This window comes from Limnohabitans sp. DCL3, from assembly GCF_048019295.1.
GTDB lineage: Bacteria > Pseudomonadota > Gammaproteobacteria > Burkholderiales > Burkholderiaceae_C > Limnohabitans_A.
Genome location: NZ_CP171842.1, coordinates 254,526 through 273,050, shown reverse-complemented (window position 1 = coordinate 273,050; position 18,525 = coordinate 254,526). Strand labels below are relative to the sequence as shown.

Annotated in this window: 21 protein-coding genes; 8 read left to right on the top strand and 13 right to left on the bottom strand. The window is 61.8% G+C overall.

Features of this window, described 5'->3' with window-relative positions; genetic code table 11:
• Positions 1–11 precede the first annotated feature (11 nt).
• The 3 genes from ACHEXK_RS01215 (at position 12) to ACHEXK_RS01205 (ending at position 4,049) form a co-directional block, all read left to right on the top strand.
• Positions 12–1,415 carry a mannitol dehydrogenase family protein gene (locus tag ACHEXK_RS01215; protein ID WP_416547436.1) on the top strand — a complete coding sequence of 468 codons (1,404 nt, stop codon included), beginning with the start codon at positions 12–14 and terminating at the stop codon, positions 1,413–1,415.
• Between the two features lie 17 nt (positions 1,416–1,432).
• The gene (manD, locus tag ACHEXK_RS01210) at positions 1,433–2,644 is read left to right on the top strand and encodes a D-mannonate dehydratase ManD (RefSeq protein ID WP_416547435.1); all 1,212 of its coding nucleotides are present in this window, start codon (positions 1,433–1,435) and stop codon (positions 2,642–2,644) included.
• A 115-nt stretch (positions 2,645–2,759) separates the two neighbouring features.
• Positions 2,760–4,049, top strand: a complete 1,290-nt coding sequence (locus ACHEXK_RS01205; RefSeq protein WP_416547434.1) for a D-alanyl-D-alanine carboxypeptidase family protein — start codon at positions 2,760–2,762, stop codon at positions 4,047–4,049.
• A 64-nt stretch (positions 4,050–4,113) separates the two neighbouring features.
• Here ACHEXK_RS01205 and slmA read toward each other — a convergent pair whose 3' ends face one another.
• The 4 genes from slmA to rfbB all read right to left on the bottom strand — a co-directional run bounded on the left by slmA (position 4,114) and on the right by rfbB (position 7,718).
• The gene (gene slmA, locus ACHEXK_RS01200) at positions 4,114–4,743 is read right to left on the bottom strand and encodes a nucleoid occlusion factor SlmA (RefSeq protein ID WP_416547433.1); all 630 of its coding nucleotides are present in this window, start codon (positions 4,741–4,743) and stop codon (positions 4,114–4,116) included.
• A gap of 40 nt (positions 4,744–4,783) precedes the next feature.
• A complete protein-coding gene (argB, locus tag ACHEXK_RS01195) occupies positions 4,784–5,683 on the bottom strand; it encodes an acetylglutamate kinase (protein WP_416547432.1) in 900 nt (299 codons plus the stop codon).
• A gap of 77 nt (positions 5,684–5,760) precedes the next feature.
• Positions 5,761–6,651: a dTDP-4-dehydrorhamnose reductase gene (gene rfbD / locus ACHEXK_RS01190; RefSeq protein WP_416547431.1), complete on the bottom strand. Its 891-nt coding sequence runs from the start codon at positions 6,649–6,651 to the stop codon at positions 5,761–5,763.
• Positions 6,648–7,718: a dTDP-glucose 4,6-dehydratase gene (gene rfbB / locus ACHEXK_RS01185; protein ID WP_416547430.1), complete on the bottom strand. Its 1,071-nt coding sequence runs from the start codon at positions 7,716–7,718 to the stop codon at positions 6,648–6,650. Before rfbB ends, rfbD begins: the two co-directional genes overlap by 4 nt.
• Positions 7,719–7,829: 111 nt before the next feature.
• On the opposite strand from rfbB, the gene ACHEXK_RS01180 reads away from it, so the two are divergent.
• Entirely contained in the window at positions 7,830–8,366 is a 537-nt protein-coding gene (locus ACHEXK_RS01180; protein ID WP_416547429.1) for a phasin family protein, read from the top strand.
• Between the two features lie 22 nt (positions 8,367–8,388).
• Positions 8,389–9,057 (top strand): TetR/AcrR family transcriptional regulator, encoded by a 669-nt coding sequence (locus tag ACHEXK_RS01175; RefSeq protein WP_416547428.1) that lies wholly within the window; start codon positions 8,389–8,391, stop codon positions 9,055–9,057.
• A gap of 36 nt (positions 9,058–9,093) precedes the next feature.
• Here ACHEXK_RS01175 and ACHEXK_RS01170 read toward each other — a convergent pair whose 3' ends face one another.
• A complete protein-coding gene (locus ACHEXK_RS01170; protein ID WP_416547427.1) occupies positions 9,094–9,867 on the bottom strand; it encodes a type III pantothenate kinase in 774 nt (257 codons plus the stop codon).
• Between the two features lie 37 nt (positions 9,868–9,904).
• Positions 9,905–10,312 (bottom strand): rhodanese-like domain-containing protein, encoded by a 408-nt coding sequence (locus ACHEXK_RS01165; RefSeq protein ID WP_416547426.1) that lies wholly within the window; start codon positions 10,310–10,312, stop codon positions 9,905–9,907.
• A 329-nt stretch (positions 10,313–10,641) separates the two neighbouring features.
• Between ACHEXK_RS01165 and ACHEXK_RS01160 the strand changes: the two genes are divergently transcribed.
• From ACHEXK_RS01160 to ACHEXK_RS01150, 3 genes are all read left to right on the top strand, one after another.
• Complete coding sequence (locus tag ACHEXK_RS01160; protein WP_416547425.1) at positions 10,642–11,835, top strand: ubiquitin-like protein; 1,194 nt, start codon at positions 10,642–10,644, stop codon at positions 11,833–11,835.
• Between the two features lie 99 nt (positions 11,836–11,934).
• The gene (locus tag ACHEXK_RS01155) at positions 11,935–12,432 is read left to right on the top strand and encodes a hypothetical protein (RefSeq protein ID WP_416547424.1); all 498 of its coding nucleotides are present in this window, start codon (positions 11,935–11,937) and stop codon (positions 12,430–12,432) included.
• A 57-nt stretch (positions 12,433–12,489) separates the two neighbouring features.
• Positions 12,490–13,284: an FkbM family methyltransferase gene (locus ACHEXK_RS01150; protein WP_416547423.1), complete on the top strand. Its 795-nt coding sequence runs from the start codon at positions 12,490–12,492 to the stop codon at positions 13,282–13,284.
• On the opposite strand, the gene ACHEXK_RS01145 is transcribed toward ACHEXK_RS01150, so the two are convergent.
• From ACHEXK_RS01145 to ACHEXK_RS01115, 7 genes are all read right to left on the bottom strand, one after another.
• Entirely contained in the window at positions 13,223–13,489 is a 267-nt protein-coding gene (locus tag ACHEXK_RS01145; RefSeq protein ID WP_416547422.1) for a BrnA antitoxin family protein, read from the bottom strand. The genes ACHEXK_RS01150 and ACHEXK_RS01145 overlap by 62 nt on opposite strands.
• Positions 13,486–13,755 (bottom strand): BrnA antitoxin family protein, encoded by a 270-nt coding sequence (locus ACHEXK_RS01140; RefSeq protein ID WP_416547421.1) that lies wholly within the window; start codon positions 13,753–13,755, stop codon positions 13,486–13,488. The genes ACHEXK_RS01145 and ACHEXK_RS01140 overlap by 4 nt, the downstream gene beginning before the upstream one ends.
• The gene (locus ACHEXK_RS01135) at positions 13,715–13,987 is read right to left on the bottom strand and encodes a BrnT family toxin (protein ID WP_416547420.1); all 273 of its coding nucleotides are present in this window, start codon (positions 13,985–13,987) and stop codon (positions 13,715–13,717) included. The genes ACHEXK_RS01140 and ACHEXK_RS01135 overlap by 41 nt, the downstream gene beginning before the upstream one ends.
• A gap of 274 nt (positions 13,988–14,261) precedes the next feature.
• Positions 14,262–15,584 carry an FG-GAP repeat domain-containing protein gene (locus ACHEXK_RS01130; RefSeq protein WP_416547419.1) on the bottom strand — a complete coding sequence of 441 codons (1,323 nt, stop codon included), beginning with the start codon at positions 15,582–15,584 and terminating at the stop codon, positions 14,262–14,264.
• 27 nt (positions 15,585–15,611) lie between these two features.
• Entirely contained in the window at positions 15,612–15,857 is a 246-nt protein-coding gene (locus ACHEXK_RS01125; protein WP_416547418.1) for a hypothetical protein, read from the bottom strand.
• Between the two features lie 141 nt (positions 15,858–15,998).
• A complete protein-coding gene (locus ACHEXK_RS01120) occupies positions 15,999–17,384 on the bottom strand; it encodes a hypothetical protein (protein ID WP_416547417.1) in 1,386 nt (461 codons plus the stop codon).
• A gap of 31 nt (positions 17,385–17,415) precedes the next feature.
• Positions 17,416–18,441: an outer membrane protein gene (locus tag ACHEXK_RS01115; RefSeq protein ID WP_416547416.1), complete on the bottom strand. Its 1,026-nt coding sequence runs from the start codon at positions 18,439–18,441 to the stop codon at positions 17,416–17,418.
• Positions 18,442–18,525 lie beyond the last annotated feature (84 nt).

Sequence of the window (18,525 nt, the reverse complement as noted above, 5' to 3'; positions counted from 1 at the left end):
CCAGGCCCACCATGCACCTGTCTGCCGCCTCGCTTCGCACATGCCCCGCCACACGCCAGGCGCCAAGCTACGACCGCACAAGCCACGCCCCCGGCGTGGTGCACCTGGGTCTGGGTGCATTTCACCGTGCCCACCAAGCCCTGGTGTTTGAACAGCTCCTGGCCGCTGGCGACATGCGCTGGGGCATCCACGGTGTGGGCATGACGCGGCCCGACTTGGTCCATCAGCTGCAAGCGCAAGACGGCCTGTACGCTGTGCGCGTGGCCGATGGCACAGGGGTGAAATGGCAAGTGCCAGGCGCGCTTTGGCGCATGAACGTGGCCACCACCGAACGCGCCGCTGTGGTGCAAGCGATTGCCGCACCCTCTACCCGCTGGGTCACCCTGACCGTCACAGAAAAAGGCTACACCCCGCTGCTCGCCCAATTGCTGCTGGACGGCTTGCGCCTGCGCCAGCAAACAGGTTTGCCCGGCATCACCATCGCCTCTTGCGACAACCTGCAAGGCAATGGCCACAAGCTGCAAGCGCTGGTCAAGGCGGCCGCCCACGCGCACGACGGCGAACTGCTGACATGGCTGGACGCCCATTGCGCCTTCCCTTGCAGCATGGTGGACCGCATCGTGCCCGCCGCCACGCCCGAGGTGATGGCCGCCGCGCAAGAAGCCCTGGGTGTGCAAGACCACTGCGCCCTGAGCACCGAAGGCTTTTGGGAATGGGTGATCGAAGACCGATTGGCCGATCCACGGGATGCAGCCTTGTTGCAAAGCACGGGCGTTCGGGTCACACGCGATGTGCACAGCTACGAAGAGGCCAAACTGCGCATGCTCAACGGCAGCCACACGGCCATGGCCCTCATGGGAGCCCTCACCGGCCGACCGTTCATTGCCAGCTGCATTGGCGTGCCCCACATCCGCGCTTTCGTTCACCAACTCATGGAACGCGAAGTCGCGCCGCACCTGAGCCGCAGCGACTGGGCCGATTACCGCACCGCGCTGATGGCGCGCTTTGGCAACCCGTATCTGAAGCACAGTGTGCACCAAATCGCCACCGACAATTCGCAAAAAATTCCACAGCGCTGGCCTCCTTCGGTGCTGGGGCAAATCGCCCAAGGCGCTGCGTTTGAACACCACGCACTGGCCGCGGCCGTGTTCGTGCGCTACACCTTGGGCGTGGATGAGCAAGGCCAGGCCTACCCCTTGAACGACCCACAAGCCGACAGCCTGAAGGCCTTTGGCGCGGGTCAGCGCACGGCACCTGAGGCCTGCGTTCGCGCCCTGCTGGCGCGCGAAGACTTGTGGGGCAGCACCCTGCCCGAACACGCCGAATGGATCGCCCGCGTGATGCACTGGCACCAGCATGTGATGCAGCACGGCGTGGACGCTTCGGTGCAGCAACTGTTGGCCCAAACAGCCTGAGCACGGAGGCCTGCACCATGAAAATCACCGCCGCCCGCGTCATCGTCTGCAGCCCTGGCCGCAACTTCGTCACCCTCAAGATCGAGACCGACCAGGGGGTTCACGGCGTGGGCGACGCCACGCTCAACGGCCGAGAGCTGGCCGTGGTCAGCTACCTCGAAGACCATGTCATCCCCTGCCTGATCGGACGCGACCCGCAGCAGATCGAAGACATCTGGCAATACCTCTACAAAGGCGCCTACTGGCGGCGTGGCCCGGTGACCATGAGCGCGATTGCCGCCGTGGACACCGCACTGTGGGACATCAAGGCCAAGATGGCGAACATGCCGCTGTACCAGCTGCTGGGCGGACGCAGCCGCACCGGGGTCATGGTCTACGGCCACGCCAATGGCCGCGACACCGCCGAAACGGTGGATGAAGTGTTGCGCCACAAGGAAGAAGGCTACCTGGCCATCCGCGCGCAAAGCGGCGTGCCGGGCCTGAACAAGGTTTATGGCGTGAGTGGCACAAACAGACTTTACGAGCCTGCCGACGGCAACTTGCCCGGCGAGCACGACTGGAGCACCGAAAAGTATTTGCGCCACACGCCCGGCCTGTTTGAAGCCGTGCGCGCAGCGGTGGGCCCCGACATCCATCTCTTGCACGATGTGCACCATCGCCTCACGCCCATTGAAGCCGGCCAGCTGGGCAAGGCGCTGGAGCCGATGCGCCTCTTTTGGATGGAAGACCCCACGCCGGCCGAAAACCAAGACGCCTTTCAGTGGATACGCCACCACACCACCACCCCGATTGCGGTGGGCGAGATTTTCAACAGCATCTGGGACTGCAAGGCGCTGATCGAAAAGCAGCTGATCGACTACATCCGCACCACCGTGGTCCACGCCGGTGGCCTCACCCACCTGCGGCGCATCGCGGATCTGGCGAGCCTGTACCAAGTGCGCACCGGCTGCCACGGCGCGACCGATTTGTCGCCCGTGTGCATGGGCGCAGCGCTGCACTTTGACACCTGGGTGCCCAACTTTGGCGTGCAAGAGTTCATGCCGCACAGCGAAGAAATGCTCTCGGTCTTTCCGCACGACTACCGCTTCGAGCGCGGCATGATGCACTGCGGCGAGTCACCCGGCCACGGGGTGGACATCGACGAGCAGCTGGCGGCCAAGTACCCGTATCAAAGGGCGTATTTGCCGGTGAACCGCCTGCAACACGACGGGACACTGTGGAACTGGTGAGGACAAAAGTCCACTGAAGCGGGCCGGTGCGCCAAGTCTTGCCCGCTGCACCCCGGCCGGGGCTCAAAAACCGGGTGGCAATCCGCGACAATCGGGGGGATTACCGATGAACACCATGCACACCCCCCATTTTTCCGCCCTCTCCTTCGCCCTCGCCATCACGGTGGGGGCCTTGCTTCCCAGCTCTGGCGCCTTGGCCACCCAAGCCAAAAAAGCCAAAATCAGCGCCAGCCAAAAAGGCGCCGCCAAATCGGCTGCGGCCAAGCCCGCAGCCGCCAAAAAGGCGGCCGCAGCGGCCAATGCATGGCCCGCGCTGCCCGCTGAAGTGGCCCTGGCCCCCAACGCGCCGGCCCTGCAATCGAAGGCCTGGCTGCTGATGGACTTTGACTCGGGCGAAGTGCTGGCCTCGGCCAATGCGGACGAAGCCCTGCCCCCGGCATCGTTGACCAAGATGATGACCAGCTACATCGTCGAGCAGGCCTTGCGTGCTGGCAAGCTCAAGCCCACAGACCTCGTCACCGTGAGCGAGAACGCCTGGTGCCGAGGCACCAGTGCCGAGTCGTGCATGTACCTGCCCTTGAACAGCCAAGCCACCGTCATTGACCTGCTGCGCGGCATCATCATCCAGTCGGGCAACGACGCATCCAAAGCCATTGCCGAACACATGGCCAGCTCCGAAGCCGGCTTTGCCAAGCTGATGAACGCCGAAGCCCAGCGCCTGGGGATGACGCACACGAATTTCGTGAACCCCACAGGTCTGCCCGATCCGGCGCACAAGTCGTCGGCACGCGATCTGGCCATTCTGGCGCGTGCCATCATCCGTGACGGCGCCGAGTACTACCCGCTCTACGCTGAACGGGACTTCAAGTACAACGGCATCAAGCAAGGCAACCGCAACGCCCTGCTCTACACCGACCCCACCGTGGACGGCCTCAAAACCGGCCACACAGCAGAAGCCGGCTTCTGCCTGGTCACCTCGTCCAAGCGCAACGACACGCGGCTGATTTCGGTGATCCTCAACACCCACAGCGCCCAGGCGCGGGCCGATCAAACCCGCACCCTGCTCGGCTGGGGTTTTGGCAGCTTCGAAAAAGTCAGCCCATTCGCAGCGAACGCGGTGGTCGGCACCGCCAAGGTCAACTTTGGCAAGGCGGACACGGTGGCCGCTGGACTGAGCGCACCTTGGCTGCTCACCGTGCCACGCGGCACGACCGTGCAAACCGCTGTGGAGCTCCAACCCGGCTTGGAGGCCCCTGTGGCCAAAGGCGCGGTGATCGGCAAAGTGGTGGCCTCTGCCAATGGCAAACCGGTGGGCGAAGCGCCGCTGGTGGCGCAGGCGGATGTGGCGCGCTCTGGTTGGATGTTGCTGGCATGGCAGCATGTGAACAAGTGGCTCGGCAAGTGAGCTGCCGCACCCCGGACAGACCCGGGTGCAGCGCCCAGCGCGGCGCTTGCCCCAAGCAGCCGTCTTAAAGCATCCGGGCCAGGGCCGCTTGCAAATGCTCTGAGGGCAAGCGTTTGAAGCCTGTTCGGGCAAAACGCAGCAAGCGGCCTTGCATGAACGCCACCAACACCGAGGCTTGCACTTGGGTGTCCACGGTGGGCGTGGCCGATGTGGCGTTCGCATCGCGCAGCGATTGGCGCAGTTGCGCCTCGATCTTGTCAAACAGCAAATTGATGCGTTCTTGCAACCGCCCATGCTCCAGCACCAGCGCGTCACCCATCATGACCCGGCTCATGCCTGGGTTTTTTTCGGCAAATTGCAGCAACAAAGCCACGATGCGCCCCGCTTGCACAGGGCCCGCAGGCTCGCGATCGGTCACCTGACGGATCAGGCCCATGACCGATTGGTCCACAAAATCGATCAACCCTTCAAACATCTGGGCCTTGCTGGCGAAGTGGCGGTACAAAGCCGCCTCGCTCACGCCGATCTTGGCGGCCAGACTGGCCGTGGTCACGCGCTCTGCGCCCGGCTGCTCCAGCATGGCGGCCAGTGTTTGCAAGATTTGCAAGCGCCGCTCACCCGGACGCGGGCGTTTGCGCGCAGGCGCGTCGTCCGCATCTGAGAACCGCTCGCTGGGTGGATGTTGGTCCGACATGTGGCCCCCTTGTTGTTTCAACGGCTGGCGGGCACCCGGTTCAGCGGCTCTTGATCATGGTGCCAAAAGCCTGCTCCGACAGCACTTCGAGCAGCATCGCGTGGGGCACACGGCCATCGATGATGTGCACCGCGTTCACACCGCTCTTGGCCGCATCCAAGGCCCCGGCGATCTTGGGGATCATGCCGCCGCTGATGGTGCCGTCTGCACACAACTCATCGATGCGGCTGGGCGTCAACTCGGTCAGCAACTGGCCTTCTTTGTCGAGCACGCCACGGATGTTGGTGAGCATGAGCAATTTTTCAGCTTGCAGCACAGTGGCCAGCTTGGCGGCCACCACGTCCGCATTGATGTTGTAGCTTTCGTTGTTGACACCAAAGCCAATGGGGCTGACCACAGGAATGAAGGCGTCGTCTTGCAGGCAGGTCAGGATCGAAGGGTCGATGCTTTCGATTTCTCCGACCTGACCCACATCGTGTTCAATGGACGCGTCGTGGCTGTCGATCAAACGCAGCTTTTTGGCGCGGATCAAGCCCCCATCGCGCCCCGTCAGGCCCACCGCTTTTCCGCCCGCGCGGTTGATCATGCCCACAATGTCTTGCTGCACTTCGCCGCCCAGCACCCACTCGACCACTTCCATGGTCTCGGCATCGGTCACGCGCATGCCCTGAATGAACTCGCCGGTTTTGCCCAAGCGTTTCAACGCGGTTTCAATTTGCGGGCCGCCGCCGTGCACCACCACCGGGTTCATGCCCACCAACTTGAGCAACACCACATCTTCGGCAAAAGCTTGCTGCAGGGCCGGGTCGGTCATGGCGTTGCCGCCGTATTTGATGACCAGCGTTTTGCCGTGGTATTTGCGGATGTAGGGCATGGCCTGCGCCAAAATTTGGGCTTGGTCATGCGGGAGTACGGCCGTGGTTGGGGGGGTGTGGGTCATGGTCAAAAGCATCCAGCAACAAAAGAAAAACAAGGCTCAGACATTGGGCATGGATTGTGCCGCATGCCCACGAGGCATCAGAGGCTTTCTGCCAGCATGCGGTCCACGCCTGGCTGCCACATCGGCAACACCAAACCAAAGGCTTGCTGCAGCTTGAGCGTGCTCAGGCGCGAGTTCAAGGGCCGCTGGGCGGGCGTTGGGAAAGCCGCAGTGGGCACGGGCACAATCTCGCGGACTTGCAAGGCCAGATCAGGTTGAGCGCATCGGGCCTGGGCGATCACATGGCTGGCGTAGCCATGCCAGCTCGTCACGCCGCCGGCCACCAGGTGGTAAATCCCCCCCAAGTCGGCTTGTTGCAGCACACGGCCAATGGCGTGCGCGGTGACATCGGCGATCAGATCTGCGCCCGTGGGTGCGCCGTGTTGGTCATCGATCACGGTCAGGCGCTCACGCTCGGCAGCCAATCGCAACATGGTCTTGGCAAAGTTGCCGCCCCGCGCGGCATACACCCAACTGGTGCGGAAAATCAGGTGTTTGCAGCCACTGGCGGCAATGCGCTGCTCGCCCTCAAGTTTGGTGTGACCGTACACATTCAGCGGACCGGTGGCATCGCGCTCTTGCCATGGCTGCGCGCCTTGGCCATTAAAAACGTAGTCGCTCGAGTAATGCACCAGCCACGCGCCGATGTCGGCGGCCACTTGCGCCAAAGCCGCAGGAGCGCTGGCGTTCAGGCCACGCGCCAACTCGGGTTCGGACTCGGCCCTGTCCACGGCCGTGTGCGCAGCGGCATTGACGATCACGTCAGGGCGCCAATCCCGCACCGTTTGTACCAGCCGCTCGGGCTGACCCAAATCACCGCAAAACTCGGTGCTGTGCCTGTCCAGCGCCAGCACCTCGCCCAAGGGCGCCAAACTGCGTTGCAACTCCCAACCCACTTGACCGTTCTTGCCCAGCAACAAAATCTTCATGTGGCGCGCTCTGCGTAGTTTTGGCTGACCCAATCGCGGTAAGCACCGCTTTGCACATGCGCCACCCAATCGGGGTTGGCCAAGTACCACTCGACCGTTTTGCGGATACCGGTCTCAAAAGTTTCGGCAGGTTTCCAGCCCAATTCGGCTTCGAGTTTGCGGGCATCGATGGCGTAACGGCGGTCATGACCGGGGCGATCGGTCACATGGGTGATTTGGTTCGCGTAAGAGCTGCCATCCGCTTTGGGACGCAGCTCGTCGAGCAGTTGGCAAATGGTGTGCACGATCTCGATGTTGGGCTTCTCGTTCCAGCCGCCCACGTTGTAAGTCTCGCCCAAACGCCCCGCTTCGAGCACGCGGCGGATGGCGCTGCAGTGGTCTTTGACGTAGAGCCAATCTCGAATCTGCATGCCGTCCCCGTACACAGGCAATGGCTTGCCCGCCAAGGCGTTGACGATCATGAGCGGGATGAGCTTTTCGGGAAAGTGGTAGGGGCCGTAATTGTTGCTGCAGTTGGTGGTCAGCACAGGCAGGCCATAGGTGTGGTGCCAAGCGCGCACCAAGTGGTCACTGGCCGCTTTGCTCGCGCTGTAAGGGCTGTTGGGTTCGTACCGGTTCGTCTCGGCAAAGGCCGGATCGCCTCGGGTCAAAGAGCCGTACACCTCATCGGTGGAGACATGCAAAAAGCGGAACGCCGTCTGCTCGGCTTCGGGCAAATCAGTCCAATATGCACGCACCGCTTCCAGCAGCCGGAAGGTGCCCACGATGTTGGTTTCGATGAACGCCCCCGGGCCATGGATGGAGCGGTCCACATGGCTTTCGGCCGCGAAGTTGACCACCGCACGGGGCCGGTGCTCTGCCAACAAACGGCCGACCAAAGCGCTGTCGCCAATGTCCCCTGGCACCAACTGGTGGCGCGCATCGCCTTGCAAACGGGCCAGCGTTTCGGGGTTGCCCGCGTAGGTGAGTTTGTCCAGGTTGATGATGGCCTCTGGGCGAGCGTCCAGCCAATCGAGGACAAAATTGGCGCCAATGAAGCCGGCGCCACCGGTGACGAGGAGGGTCATGTGGATGCTGATCGGTTCGGTGCCACGGGAAGCGGCACCACGGTCTGGCGATTTTAGAAGCATTGCGCCTGAACGCAGGTTAAAGTGGCAACTTGTTCAGGAGAGTGCACCATGGCCAAATCAAACAACACCCCACGCAATCCCAGCAGCGCCTCTGCCACACCAGACAACAGCACGCCCCCCGCCCAGCATGTCTGGCTGGCCGGATTGGGCGCCATGGCCAAAGCCCAAGAGCAAGGCAGCAAAGCCATCGAAGCCTTGCTGAGCGACGGCTTGGCGTTCCAGCGCAAAAGCCAGGCCGAGGCGCAGCAACGCCTGCACGAGGCCACCGAGCGCCTGAGCCACTTGGCCAGCGACTTTGGTCAGCAGGCCACAGGCCGCGTCGACAAACTGGAGCATTTGTTTGAAGACCGCGTGGCCAAGGCCTTGCACCGCTTGGGCATGCCCAGCTTGTTGGACATCCAGATGCTGAGCGACCGTGTGGCGCAACTCGAATCGCAATTGGCGGCCCTGAAAACGCCCCCAGCCCCGGCGAAGAAAACACCCGCCAAAGCTGCAGCCCACACCACCGCCAAGACTGCCGCTCAAACAGCGGCCCCATCTGCGGCCAAAACCCCCGTCAAAAACACCCGTTCAAAGTCCGCTTGAACAACCGGCAGGGCGCACCGACATGGCCAAAAAAGCCCCCCGCCGCACGGCCGAGCGCATTGCCGAGGTCACCCTGGCCTTGTTCAACCGGTTTGGCGAGCCCAACGTCTCGACGACGCTGATCTCGGCCGAGCTGAACATCAGCCCGGGCAATCTTTATTACCACTTCGCCTCCAAAGATGCCCTGGTCAACCACCTGTTTGACCACTATGAAGCGTCCATGTTGGTCCTGCTCGATGCCGCCAGCGATGTGCGCGACATCGAAGACGCTTGGTTCTTTTTGCACTCGCTGTTCGAGCAGGTCTGGAACCACCGGTTTTTGTACCGGGACCTGAACAACCTGCTCTCAGGCAATCGCCATTTAGAGACGCATTTCCATGCCGTGCTGGAGCGCCAGACGCTGGCGTTCAGGCACATGCTCGAGTCATTGGCGGCAGCGGGCTTGATGGCCATCAACCCCGACAACATCGAAACCCTGTCGGCCACCATGTCGGTGATGGTGACCTATTGGCTCAGCTACGAGTACGTGCGCAACCCGCGGCAAGCGCTGGAGCCGGCCAGTGCGGGTTTGGCCCTGACGCGGGGCGCGCAGCATGTGCTGGCCTTGCTGACGCCCTACATGGCCAGTCAGGATTTGCAAACGCATTTGCAGGCCCTGAGTTTGGCCTACAGCGCCAACGCGTCGCTTTGAAGGCGCAGCCCCAGGCCCAGCGCTGTCGGTGGGCGTTCAGGGCTTGCGGGTGTAGCGCAAAGCCGCCAAGGCCAGCAAGCCGTCAAAAATCAGGTTGTCCACCAGCTCAAATTGAAGCGACATGCTGGGGGCCATTTTCCAGCCCGCGCCCCCGGTCATGATGCACACAGGCTCTTGCCCCGTGCGCTCGCGCAGGTGCTGCACCATGCGCTCGCAAGCCCCGGCGATGGCGTAAGTGCCACCACTGGTCAAGGCATCGCTGGTGTTGGTGGGAAAAGGTGTCACCTCGCCGGTGGGCACGTGCAAGCCGGCCGTTCCGGACTCCAGCGCCCGCAGCATGATGCCGTGGCCGGGCAAAATCAAACCACCCAAAAACCGGCCCTCGGCATCGATCGCCTCCACCGTCACGGCCGTCCCCACCATGACCACCACCAAGGGCCGAGCAGGACCGTTGGCCAACAAACGGTGCCGCGCACCGATCATGGCGACCCAGCGGTCAGACCCCAAACGAGAAGGGTGGTCATAGCCATTGGTCAGGCCCGCCTCTTGCGCGCTGGGCACCACCCAATGGGGGGTGACATCCCAAATGTCCATCTGCTCCTGCACGCGACGCTTGATCGCATCACCAGCCACCACGCAACCGAGCATCTGGTCGGGCTTGGGCAGCTGTGACCACAGGCCTTCAGACAAGCGATCGATGTTCTCCAGGAATTCGGCGCCATGCGCCAACAAGTGGCCCTGAGGGCTCGGTTGGTCATACAGCGCCCATTTCAGGCGCGTGTTGCCCACATCGATGGCTAAAAACGTCATCCGGTGATGATAATCGGAGCCGGGTGAGGCGTTGCGCTCAGTTTTGCTGCCAAGGCAGGCCCCGCATGCGCCAGCCGCCCAGAACCCCGCGGTGGGCCTGATCGTCGGGATCGCCCTCAAAACCTTCGAGGATGTTGTACGCCTGCACGCCCAATTCGGTGGCACGCTGCGCGGCTGCAATGGAGCGCACACCGCTGCGGCACAGCAGCACCAGTTTCTTGCCACCCGCCCCCAAAGCCTGCACGCCGGCATCAAAGCCCGGGTTCATCGCCATGCCGGGCCACTGCTTCCAAGCCAGCGCATGCGCCCCAGGTACAAAGCCCACCCAAGCCCGTTCGGCATCGGTGCGCACGTCCACCAACTCGGCCTCGCCTGACTGCACCCAGGCCCATGCCAATGCGGGAGACACATCCCCGGCGTAACCACTGGCGGGTTGAACGGTCATCAACGTTTCGGTGCTGGGAGGATGGGGCTGTGGGTGGGGTGTCATGAAAACAGGTCCAAAGTGGGTTCTCAACATCAGCAAGCACGGCTTGCTGCCGGTATCTTAGCGACTCCCGTGGGCCAGCTGACCGCCAAGCCTTGAACCCGTCAAAAACAGCACCCAATGGCGCTCACGCTCTTTTTGCCAAGAAATTTGACAATAATGCCGTTACCCCTCCCCGCCGGGCCTCTGGCCTGTGTTCGTCACCGACACCTGCACCCATGATCTCTACTTTTTTCAGACACCTCTGCCTGCTCGCCGCCCTGGTTGCCCCCACTGGCGTGTGGGCCATGCAAATCTTTGTCAAAACGCTGACCGGAAAAACCATCACCTTGGACGTGGAGCCGTCCGACACCATCGAAAACGCCAAAGCCAAGATCCAGGACAAAGAAGGCATCCCGCCTGATCAGCAACGCTTGATTTTTGCAGGCCAGCAACTCGAGGATGGCCGCACCCTGAGCGACTACAACATCCAAAGGGAATCGACCTTGCACCTGATCTTGCGACTGCAAGCCAACCCCGCCACAGAGGCCAGTGTGCAAGGCACCGTCCTGGCCCAAGTGGCCGCTTTGGAGCGTTTCCACGCCACCCAAATCGCGCATGCCACCGAACGCCTCTCGGCACTGGCCCAGCCCACAAACCCCTCATCCCACGGTTTGTGGGCCAAAGCACAAACCCAACGCGGACAATACAGTGTCGGCAGCGCCCCGCAAAAAGCCCACCAAGACCAACTCACCCTCGGGCTGGATCTGCCCGCGCTTTCCGGCATCCACGGCATCCACGCCGGGCTGGCTTTGGGCATCGGTCAAGGCAGCACCCGCATAGACAGCCAGTCCTCCCAAGTGGCGCACCAAAGCATCGGGCTGTCGCTCTACGCCCAACGCCCCCTGCCCCACGATCTCTCGGTTCAACTCATCGCCGGTGTGGGCCAATCCACCTTTGACAACCACCGCTTCGCGCCAGCCGACAGCGCCCTGCTGGCCTCACAACGCAAAGCACAGGGATGGCACGCCAGCCTGGGCCTGGAACACCACAGCACCTTGGCTGCTGGCATCCAATTTCGGCCTTACGCCCGATTGAGCAGCATGGCGGCCCACTTCGGCAGCTACCAAGAAAGCGGCAGCCCCCAGGCCCTGGCCCTCGAGAGCCTGAGCACCCAGCAACAAAGCCTGATGGCCGGCGCCAAATTCTCCAAAACCATCACCACCGCAGATGCCATCGCATGGACCCCCTTTGTCGGCTGGCAGTGGCAGCAATCGAACGCCGGCCACATCGACCAAAAAGTCAGTGTGCTGAGCCAACCTGACAGCACAAGCTCGGTGCCATGGGGCGGGCTTTTCCGCACCCAACGCTTGCGCCAGGCAGGGGTCACAGCGGCCACCCGCAGCGGCCTTGAATGGTCCCTTGCACTGCAACGCATCACGGGCAGCGACCAAATCGGCTTCAACCATTACGCCGCCCAAGCCAGCATGCCCCTGCGGTGAGGGTGGTTGGGGCGCATTTCAATCTTTTGTCAAAACACGCCCCACCGAACCCGCAGATTGACTGAAAATACCAGCCAACCCTGCCACCCGGAAAGCGCCATGAAAAGCCACTGCACCGCCTACATCACCACCGCCACACTCGTGCTGGCCTTGAGTGCGTGCTCCAGTTTGGGCACTGGAAATGTTGACTTGGGGTCTGCCAGCGAAACCAAGCCCGCGGCGCCTGCCGAGGCCTTTCAGGGGACCCCCTTGCCCCCCGGGGCCAAAGTCAAGCAAGACAAATCCTTCATCGTGGGCTCTGGCGACAATTGGTTCGGGCGCTTGACGCTGGACATTGGCCGGGACTCGGACACCGCGTTCCGCTTTTTCACCCAGTTTTACCCCCAGAACGGCTGGACCTTGATTTCTTCCGTCCGTACCGCGCAATCCTTGCTGGTCTTCACCAAGGGCGAGCGCAACCTGACCATCGAAATCTCCGAAGGCCAGTACTTCATGGGCGGCACGGCCGTGCTCACCGTCTCCCCCTCCCCCCGCAGCATGCCCGCCGCGAATCCGGCCGCGCGTGGTGGCAACGTGACGGTGCAGCCCATCCGCTGAAACGGGTGCGCTTCGCCAGCTGCCATCCCACCGTTTGAACGCCCCGCACCATTGATCATGAAAAACAGCACCGCTCGCCCCATCGCCTTTGTTTTGGCGGCCACACATCAAGGCACGATGCTGGTCAACAGAAACGACTTCAACATCACCCGAAACACCGCCTATGGCGTCGGTCATCAACTCTTGAGCAACAGTTGTTTTGATCCTCGCGAAGTCGATTTCGCGCTCCAGTTGCTCAGCACCCGACACAAACACTATGGCGCGGGCGTCGTGGCCCTGGACTGTGGCGCCAACATCGGGGTCCACACACTGGAATGGGCCAAGCACATGCACGGCTGGGGCCAAGTGCTGGCCATCGAAGCCCAAGAACGCATCTTTTACGCGCTGGCAGGCAACATTGCCCTCAACAACTGCTTCAATGCCCGAGCCCTGTGGGCCGCAGTGGGTGAAACGGAGGGCGAGATTGGCGTCCCCGTTCCGGACTACCTCCAACCCGCCAGCTACGGCAGCCTTGAAATTCGCCAAAAGCCCAGCACCGAATTCATTGGCCAAAAGATCGATTACAACAAGCTGTCCAAGACACGCATGGTCACCATCGATGGCCTTGCGCTGGAGCGGTTGGACTTCTTGAAAATCGACATCGAGGGGATGGAAATGGAAGCCCTGCGTGGCGCGACACGCACCATTGACCGCCACAAACCCCAAATGCTGATTGAGAAAATCAAATCCAACGAAAATCAGCTGTCCGGGTTTCTCCAAGAGCGCGGCTACACCCTGTTCCCCATCGACATCAACATCTTGGCCGTGCACGAGAGCGATCCGGCTGTGAAGTTGATTCACATCCAAAAATAGCGCGCCATGCCGCCAGCACGTCTGCATCCAGACGCGATTTGACGGCTTCTTTGGAAGACGCAGACTTGGGTCTTCCACGGGTTTGGAGGTGATGGCCTACCTCGCTTCTCGCCTCTTGCCTCTTGCCTCTTGCCTCTTGCCTCTTGCCTCTTGCCTCTTGCCGGCTTGTTCGAACGATCCAAAGCGGCGTTTCGCAAGGAATCAAACCCGTCCCGCCAGGCGCAAAGATGCGCGCAGGGTGTCGTTGATGCGTGTTTGCCAACCTTCACCGGTGGCGCGCAGTGCCGCCAGCACGTCTGCATCCAGGCGCAATTTGACGGCTTCTTTCGGAGACGCAGACTTTGGGCGTCCACGGGTTTTGAGTTGATGACCCTCGTAAACATCAGCCGAGTTGAAAAACTCTGCGGTTAACTCAGGCGCATCATCAGGATCACGCCAGGCGACTGGTGTAGAGCGCTTTTTCGCGGTCATTTGCTTTCCTCATGCTGATGATGCGGCGAACCTCGCCGCGCGGTGTCCAGACCAATACAACCAACCGAGCATCTAACCAACCCACCGTGATGAATCCGTGCTCTTCATAGTCCAGTCGTGTGTCCTGCCCAGTGATATGCGTGCCCGAAAAAACCTCTGAAGCACGGGCAAAGTCCAAACCACGCAACTGCAAGGTCTTCTCACGTTTATCTTGATCAAACTCGATGCCCATTATTTATTGTACCCCCAGTAAATAGAGGGTCAACACGTTGAATGGTGCAGACTTGGGTCTTCCACGGGTTTGGAGGTGATGGCCTACCTTGCCCCTCGCCCCTCGCCCCTCGCCCCTCGCCCCTCGCCCCTCGCCTCTCGCCTCTCGCCTCTCGCCTCTCGCCTCTCGCCTCTCGCCTCTTGCCACTTACCCCTTACCAGCGTGTTCAACCGGCTCAGCAGGCATCACCCCGCATTCGACATCGGCACAAGCCCTGCGCTGGACGGGCCTGCGGCTACAAGCCCGTGACCGGATGGATCCACACCCGTGTCAGGCCGTCGCGCTCCCAGGCCCCCTCTTTGACCAAAAACCAGCGGCCTGCCGGCCCTTTGGCCATCACGCCCTGCCCACCCGCGGACGCGATCACTGCCGCAAAGTCAGACCGGGCGGTGTCGCGGAACGTTTTGTTCGCCTGCTGCATCAGCAAGGTGGTGGACTTGTGTCGCCCACTCGCAAAAAAATCCGGCTGACTCGAAAACAGGTCCACACGACCATCGCCGTTGAAATCCCTGAACACCGGCTGGTAACCCACATAGCCCGAAGTGTCGAACCCCACGCGCACGGTATCGGTCACATCTTCGAACACACCACTGCCCTTGTTGCGCAAGAACTGGATCTCACCACGGCGGGCAGATTCGGCGTCATGCCCTGCGTTGAGCGACAAATAACTGAACACCACCACATCGAGCAAACCGTCCGCATCAAAGTCCACACTGCGCGCGCGAATGTCGTGGCTGGAGCGGGTGGCGTCCTCCAGTGCCGTCAAACGGGGAGCGGGCAAAATGGCCACGCGCGTGAACCCCAATGAGGCGTTGCTGGCATTCACGTTCAGGCTGTACAGCCCTGTATCGTTCGGCCCCGCCTCCGTGTCCACCATCACCGCCTGCACCTGGCCATTGCCCAAAAAGTCACCCAACGCCAGACCCGAACTGCCCACCATGCCCTGGTAAGGCACCAAGCCTGTGGCCGAGCCCATGTACTGCGGGAAATTAGAGTACCCCGCCACCAACACATCGGTGAAACCATCGCCATTGACATCGGCTGCCGCCACCGCGTGCTGCCACGTCTGCGGCCCCAGCGCCACACGGTCAAAGCGGCCACCCCGGTTCATCAAGGCATAGGCCTGCACCGGGTGCTCCATGTCGGTGTAGGCCGACAAAAACACATCGGTGCGACCATCGCCATCAAAGTCGCCAAAGGCCACATCGCCCACGCCGCCCACCTGGTCTTGGCCTGCGGGCAACCACTGCGCAGTCAGGTCTCTGAACACCCCCGCCTGCCAACCCCAAATGCGCACCCCGGTGGGGCTGTAGTCTTCTGGCCTGTTGGGTTGCGTCTCAAAGGCCACCATGAACACCTCATCCAGCCCATCACCATCCACATCCTGCGCGTACAGGTAACTGACGGGATTGTTCACACTGCCATCGCGGTAATAACTGAACGTGCCAGCCAAGGTGGCGGCCCCCAAAATCCCCACCGCACCGGACCCGGGTGCAGACCCGCCACCGCCCCCACAAGCCGACAACAAAACCAAGAACAGCGCCCAAAAACGTGACATACAGCGTCCTTTCAAAACAGCCACCCATCATCCGAGCCTGCCAGCGGCCATGAACAGGCCATCGGCACTCGTCGCAAACAGCAAGCCCTGTGGGCCAGGCTCCCTGTGGTTGTCACAACAAGCCGTGGCCTCTACCGGCTCAAACACATCGAGCCTTGGCATCTTGCGGGCCTTGGGCGAGAGCTTGTAATAAGGCCAGCCGCAGCGCAAGCCGGTGCCCGAGGTCTCTGACACCATCACGTTGGCACAACGCCCGCAACTCTGATCCATCATGTCCTTGTCCTGCATTGCACCCACATCCTCAAAGCCCACGGGAGTTCGAACCCCGCCATCCTGTTCCATCGGTCAGGTACATGAACGGCACCTCATTGTCCAATACCTCCAGCCCCTGACCACCTGTTCCGCCATCTCGCCTTAAAGCCTGCAAATGAACGGCACCCGCTTGGGGTTGTGGTGCCAGTCGATGTGATCGGTCAGCCGAATTTCAAAGTCGAGATCGGCTCTCGACACCCCACGCAAATAAGCCACCAAGCTGCTCCGCGCATGCGCCGAAAGCTCACCTACGGGCACCCACCACAGCAACACCCGGCCAGGCTCCAACTGCTCAAAAAAGAACTCTTTGAACGGCGCCAAATCACTCATCGGTTTGGAAAAAATTGGCAAATACACCCATGCGCCATCGCGCGCGCGCACAAAGTTTTTTCTGCGCCCGTGGATGTGCGACAAAGTCGTGCCCTCGTGACCACAGGCACATCGCTCGCTGATCACCGCGCTGTCACCCACCTCGTAACGAATCAAGGGGGTTGCGTAGGAATGCAAATGCGTGACCAGCAAATGGCGAAGCTCCAACACGCCCCCCTCCAGACCCGACACGGCCATGGTCTCGCCCCCCTGCACCAACACGTTGCTGTGAACCACATGGTATTGGCCAGGACACACCGGGCACTCGGTGGCGATGGGCCCCAGCTCGGCACAGGAATAACTGGATCGCGTCACCACGCCCCGGTCACGCAAAAAGGCCACCAATTCAGGGTTGCGGTCATCCGAGTGGTGCAACCACATGTGAATGCCCAACTGGGCGATGTCGTCACCCAAGCACTGAACCAGCGCTTCCATGTGCGCGCCCAAGCAAGCCAAATAGCCCACCGGATGCAAGCGCAATTCCCGCGCAATGGCCGCCGCATCAAAATCGGCATGGACCGTCTTGTAGTGCCCCGCAGCAAACAGCCCACCCAAACTGCCCAACCACGATGGCTGGATCTCTACCCGCACACGCTGGCCATCGGCAATCTGTTGCCCACCCGCAGGCTTGATGAAGGTGCGGTTCAAATCCAGCCGCCGCCCTTCCATCACATATTGCGCCAGGCTGCGCAGCTCGTTGAAGCGGGCGTTTTGTGTCAATGAAAACGTCTGAACCGGCACCCCGGTCGAGCCCGACGACGCATACGTCTGCCCTAGGCTCGAAGCCAGCTGCGGCACATGCCGGCTCAATGGCCCCTCCGCCTGAACCTGGTGCACCAACTGTTCACGCGTCAACACAGGCCACTGAGACAGCCCGTCTGCCTCGGGTTGGCCTGCGGGCAATCTGGCGCGCCAAAACGGCGAGTACTGCCGGGCAAACCCGATCAAATTGTGGAGCTGCGCCGTTTGCCACGCGCGTCGCGTCGCCACGGGTGCCCCCTCCAACATGGCCAGCGAACTGATCACCCCCAGCTCGCGGGTCTGCTCATCCTGCAACACCGACAGCGGTTGCGCGCTGAAGCCTGTCTCCGACAAACCTTGCAGCAAAGCTGGCGTCATCCACATCGAGATCAGCCCAACACCTGGCAGCTCAGAAACGCTTGACCACCGCCAGTGTGAGCTGGTCGATCAAGATGCGCTGACGGATGCTGTAAGTGGCCTGCGTTTGCGATGACACCCCCGTCACACTGGCCGAACCAAAGTCCTGACGCAGCGCCTCCAGCCTGAGCTGCAGACCATTTTCCATCTGCCATTGAAGGCCCAGCCCCCAAGCAGGCCCCAAACGGTCGCGCGATTGGCTGCCGGCAAACGAATAGGTTTTGGAACCACCGACCTGCACCGTGTTCATGTACCGGCCCGTGACCGTGCCACCTGTGACCGTTTCTGTGATCTCAGCTTGGGTGCTCAACTTCACGCGGGCATGGGCCACGCCCCCCACGGCATACAACAACCACTGGTCTTGGGCATACCCCACGCGTGCCAAAGCGGCGTTCACCCCATCCAACTTCACCTGACTGGCCAGACGCCCCGTCTGCGTGAATGGCATCGAATAGGCAACCCCCTGCCAGTCGTCCATCGACTCGCTGAAACCCACACCCGACAAGGCATTGCCGTAGTTGGTCAAGGTGACGGCTGCGCCTTCGTAATCCGTGAAACTGCCCACCTTGGTCGCGGCAAACGCATGGTCCTGCACTGCACCGGCACCAAAGTTGCCAAAGCTTGAGCGCGCCTCAACGCCATACACCCAATTAGCAGCCTGCCAGTTCACACCACCAAAAACTTGGGCCACCTCGCCACTGCTGGCTGCGCCCCATTGAGTTGCCCACTCAGAAGACGGGCCAAACGACACCACGGTCGGCGTCATCCCCATGGGAGGGCCGTAGTCCACGGCTTGCATCGAGTTGACCGCGTTGTACACATCCCCCCGAAACCGGTTGGCCGTCCAACCCAGCGCCGGTGTTTGCCCATCATGACCCAATGCGGCTGATGCGCTGGACTTGGCACGGCCAGCGCCCAAACCCACGCCCCCATAAGGGCCCGTCCAAACGGTCTGCGCCTGCGCTGCGCCAGACAAGCCGGCCAGCAAACACAGCACACCTTGAGCGACCCCGTTCATGGTTGATGTTTTCATTCCACTGCACTCCATCTGAAAATTGGCAACCCAAACGCCCATGCCCACGGCGAGGGCTGACCTTAAAAA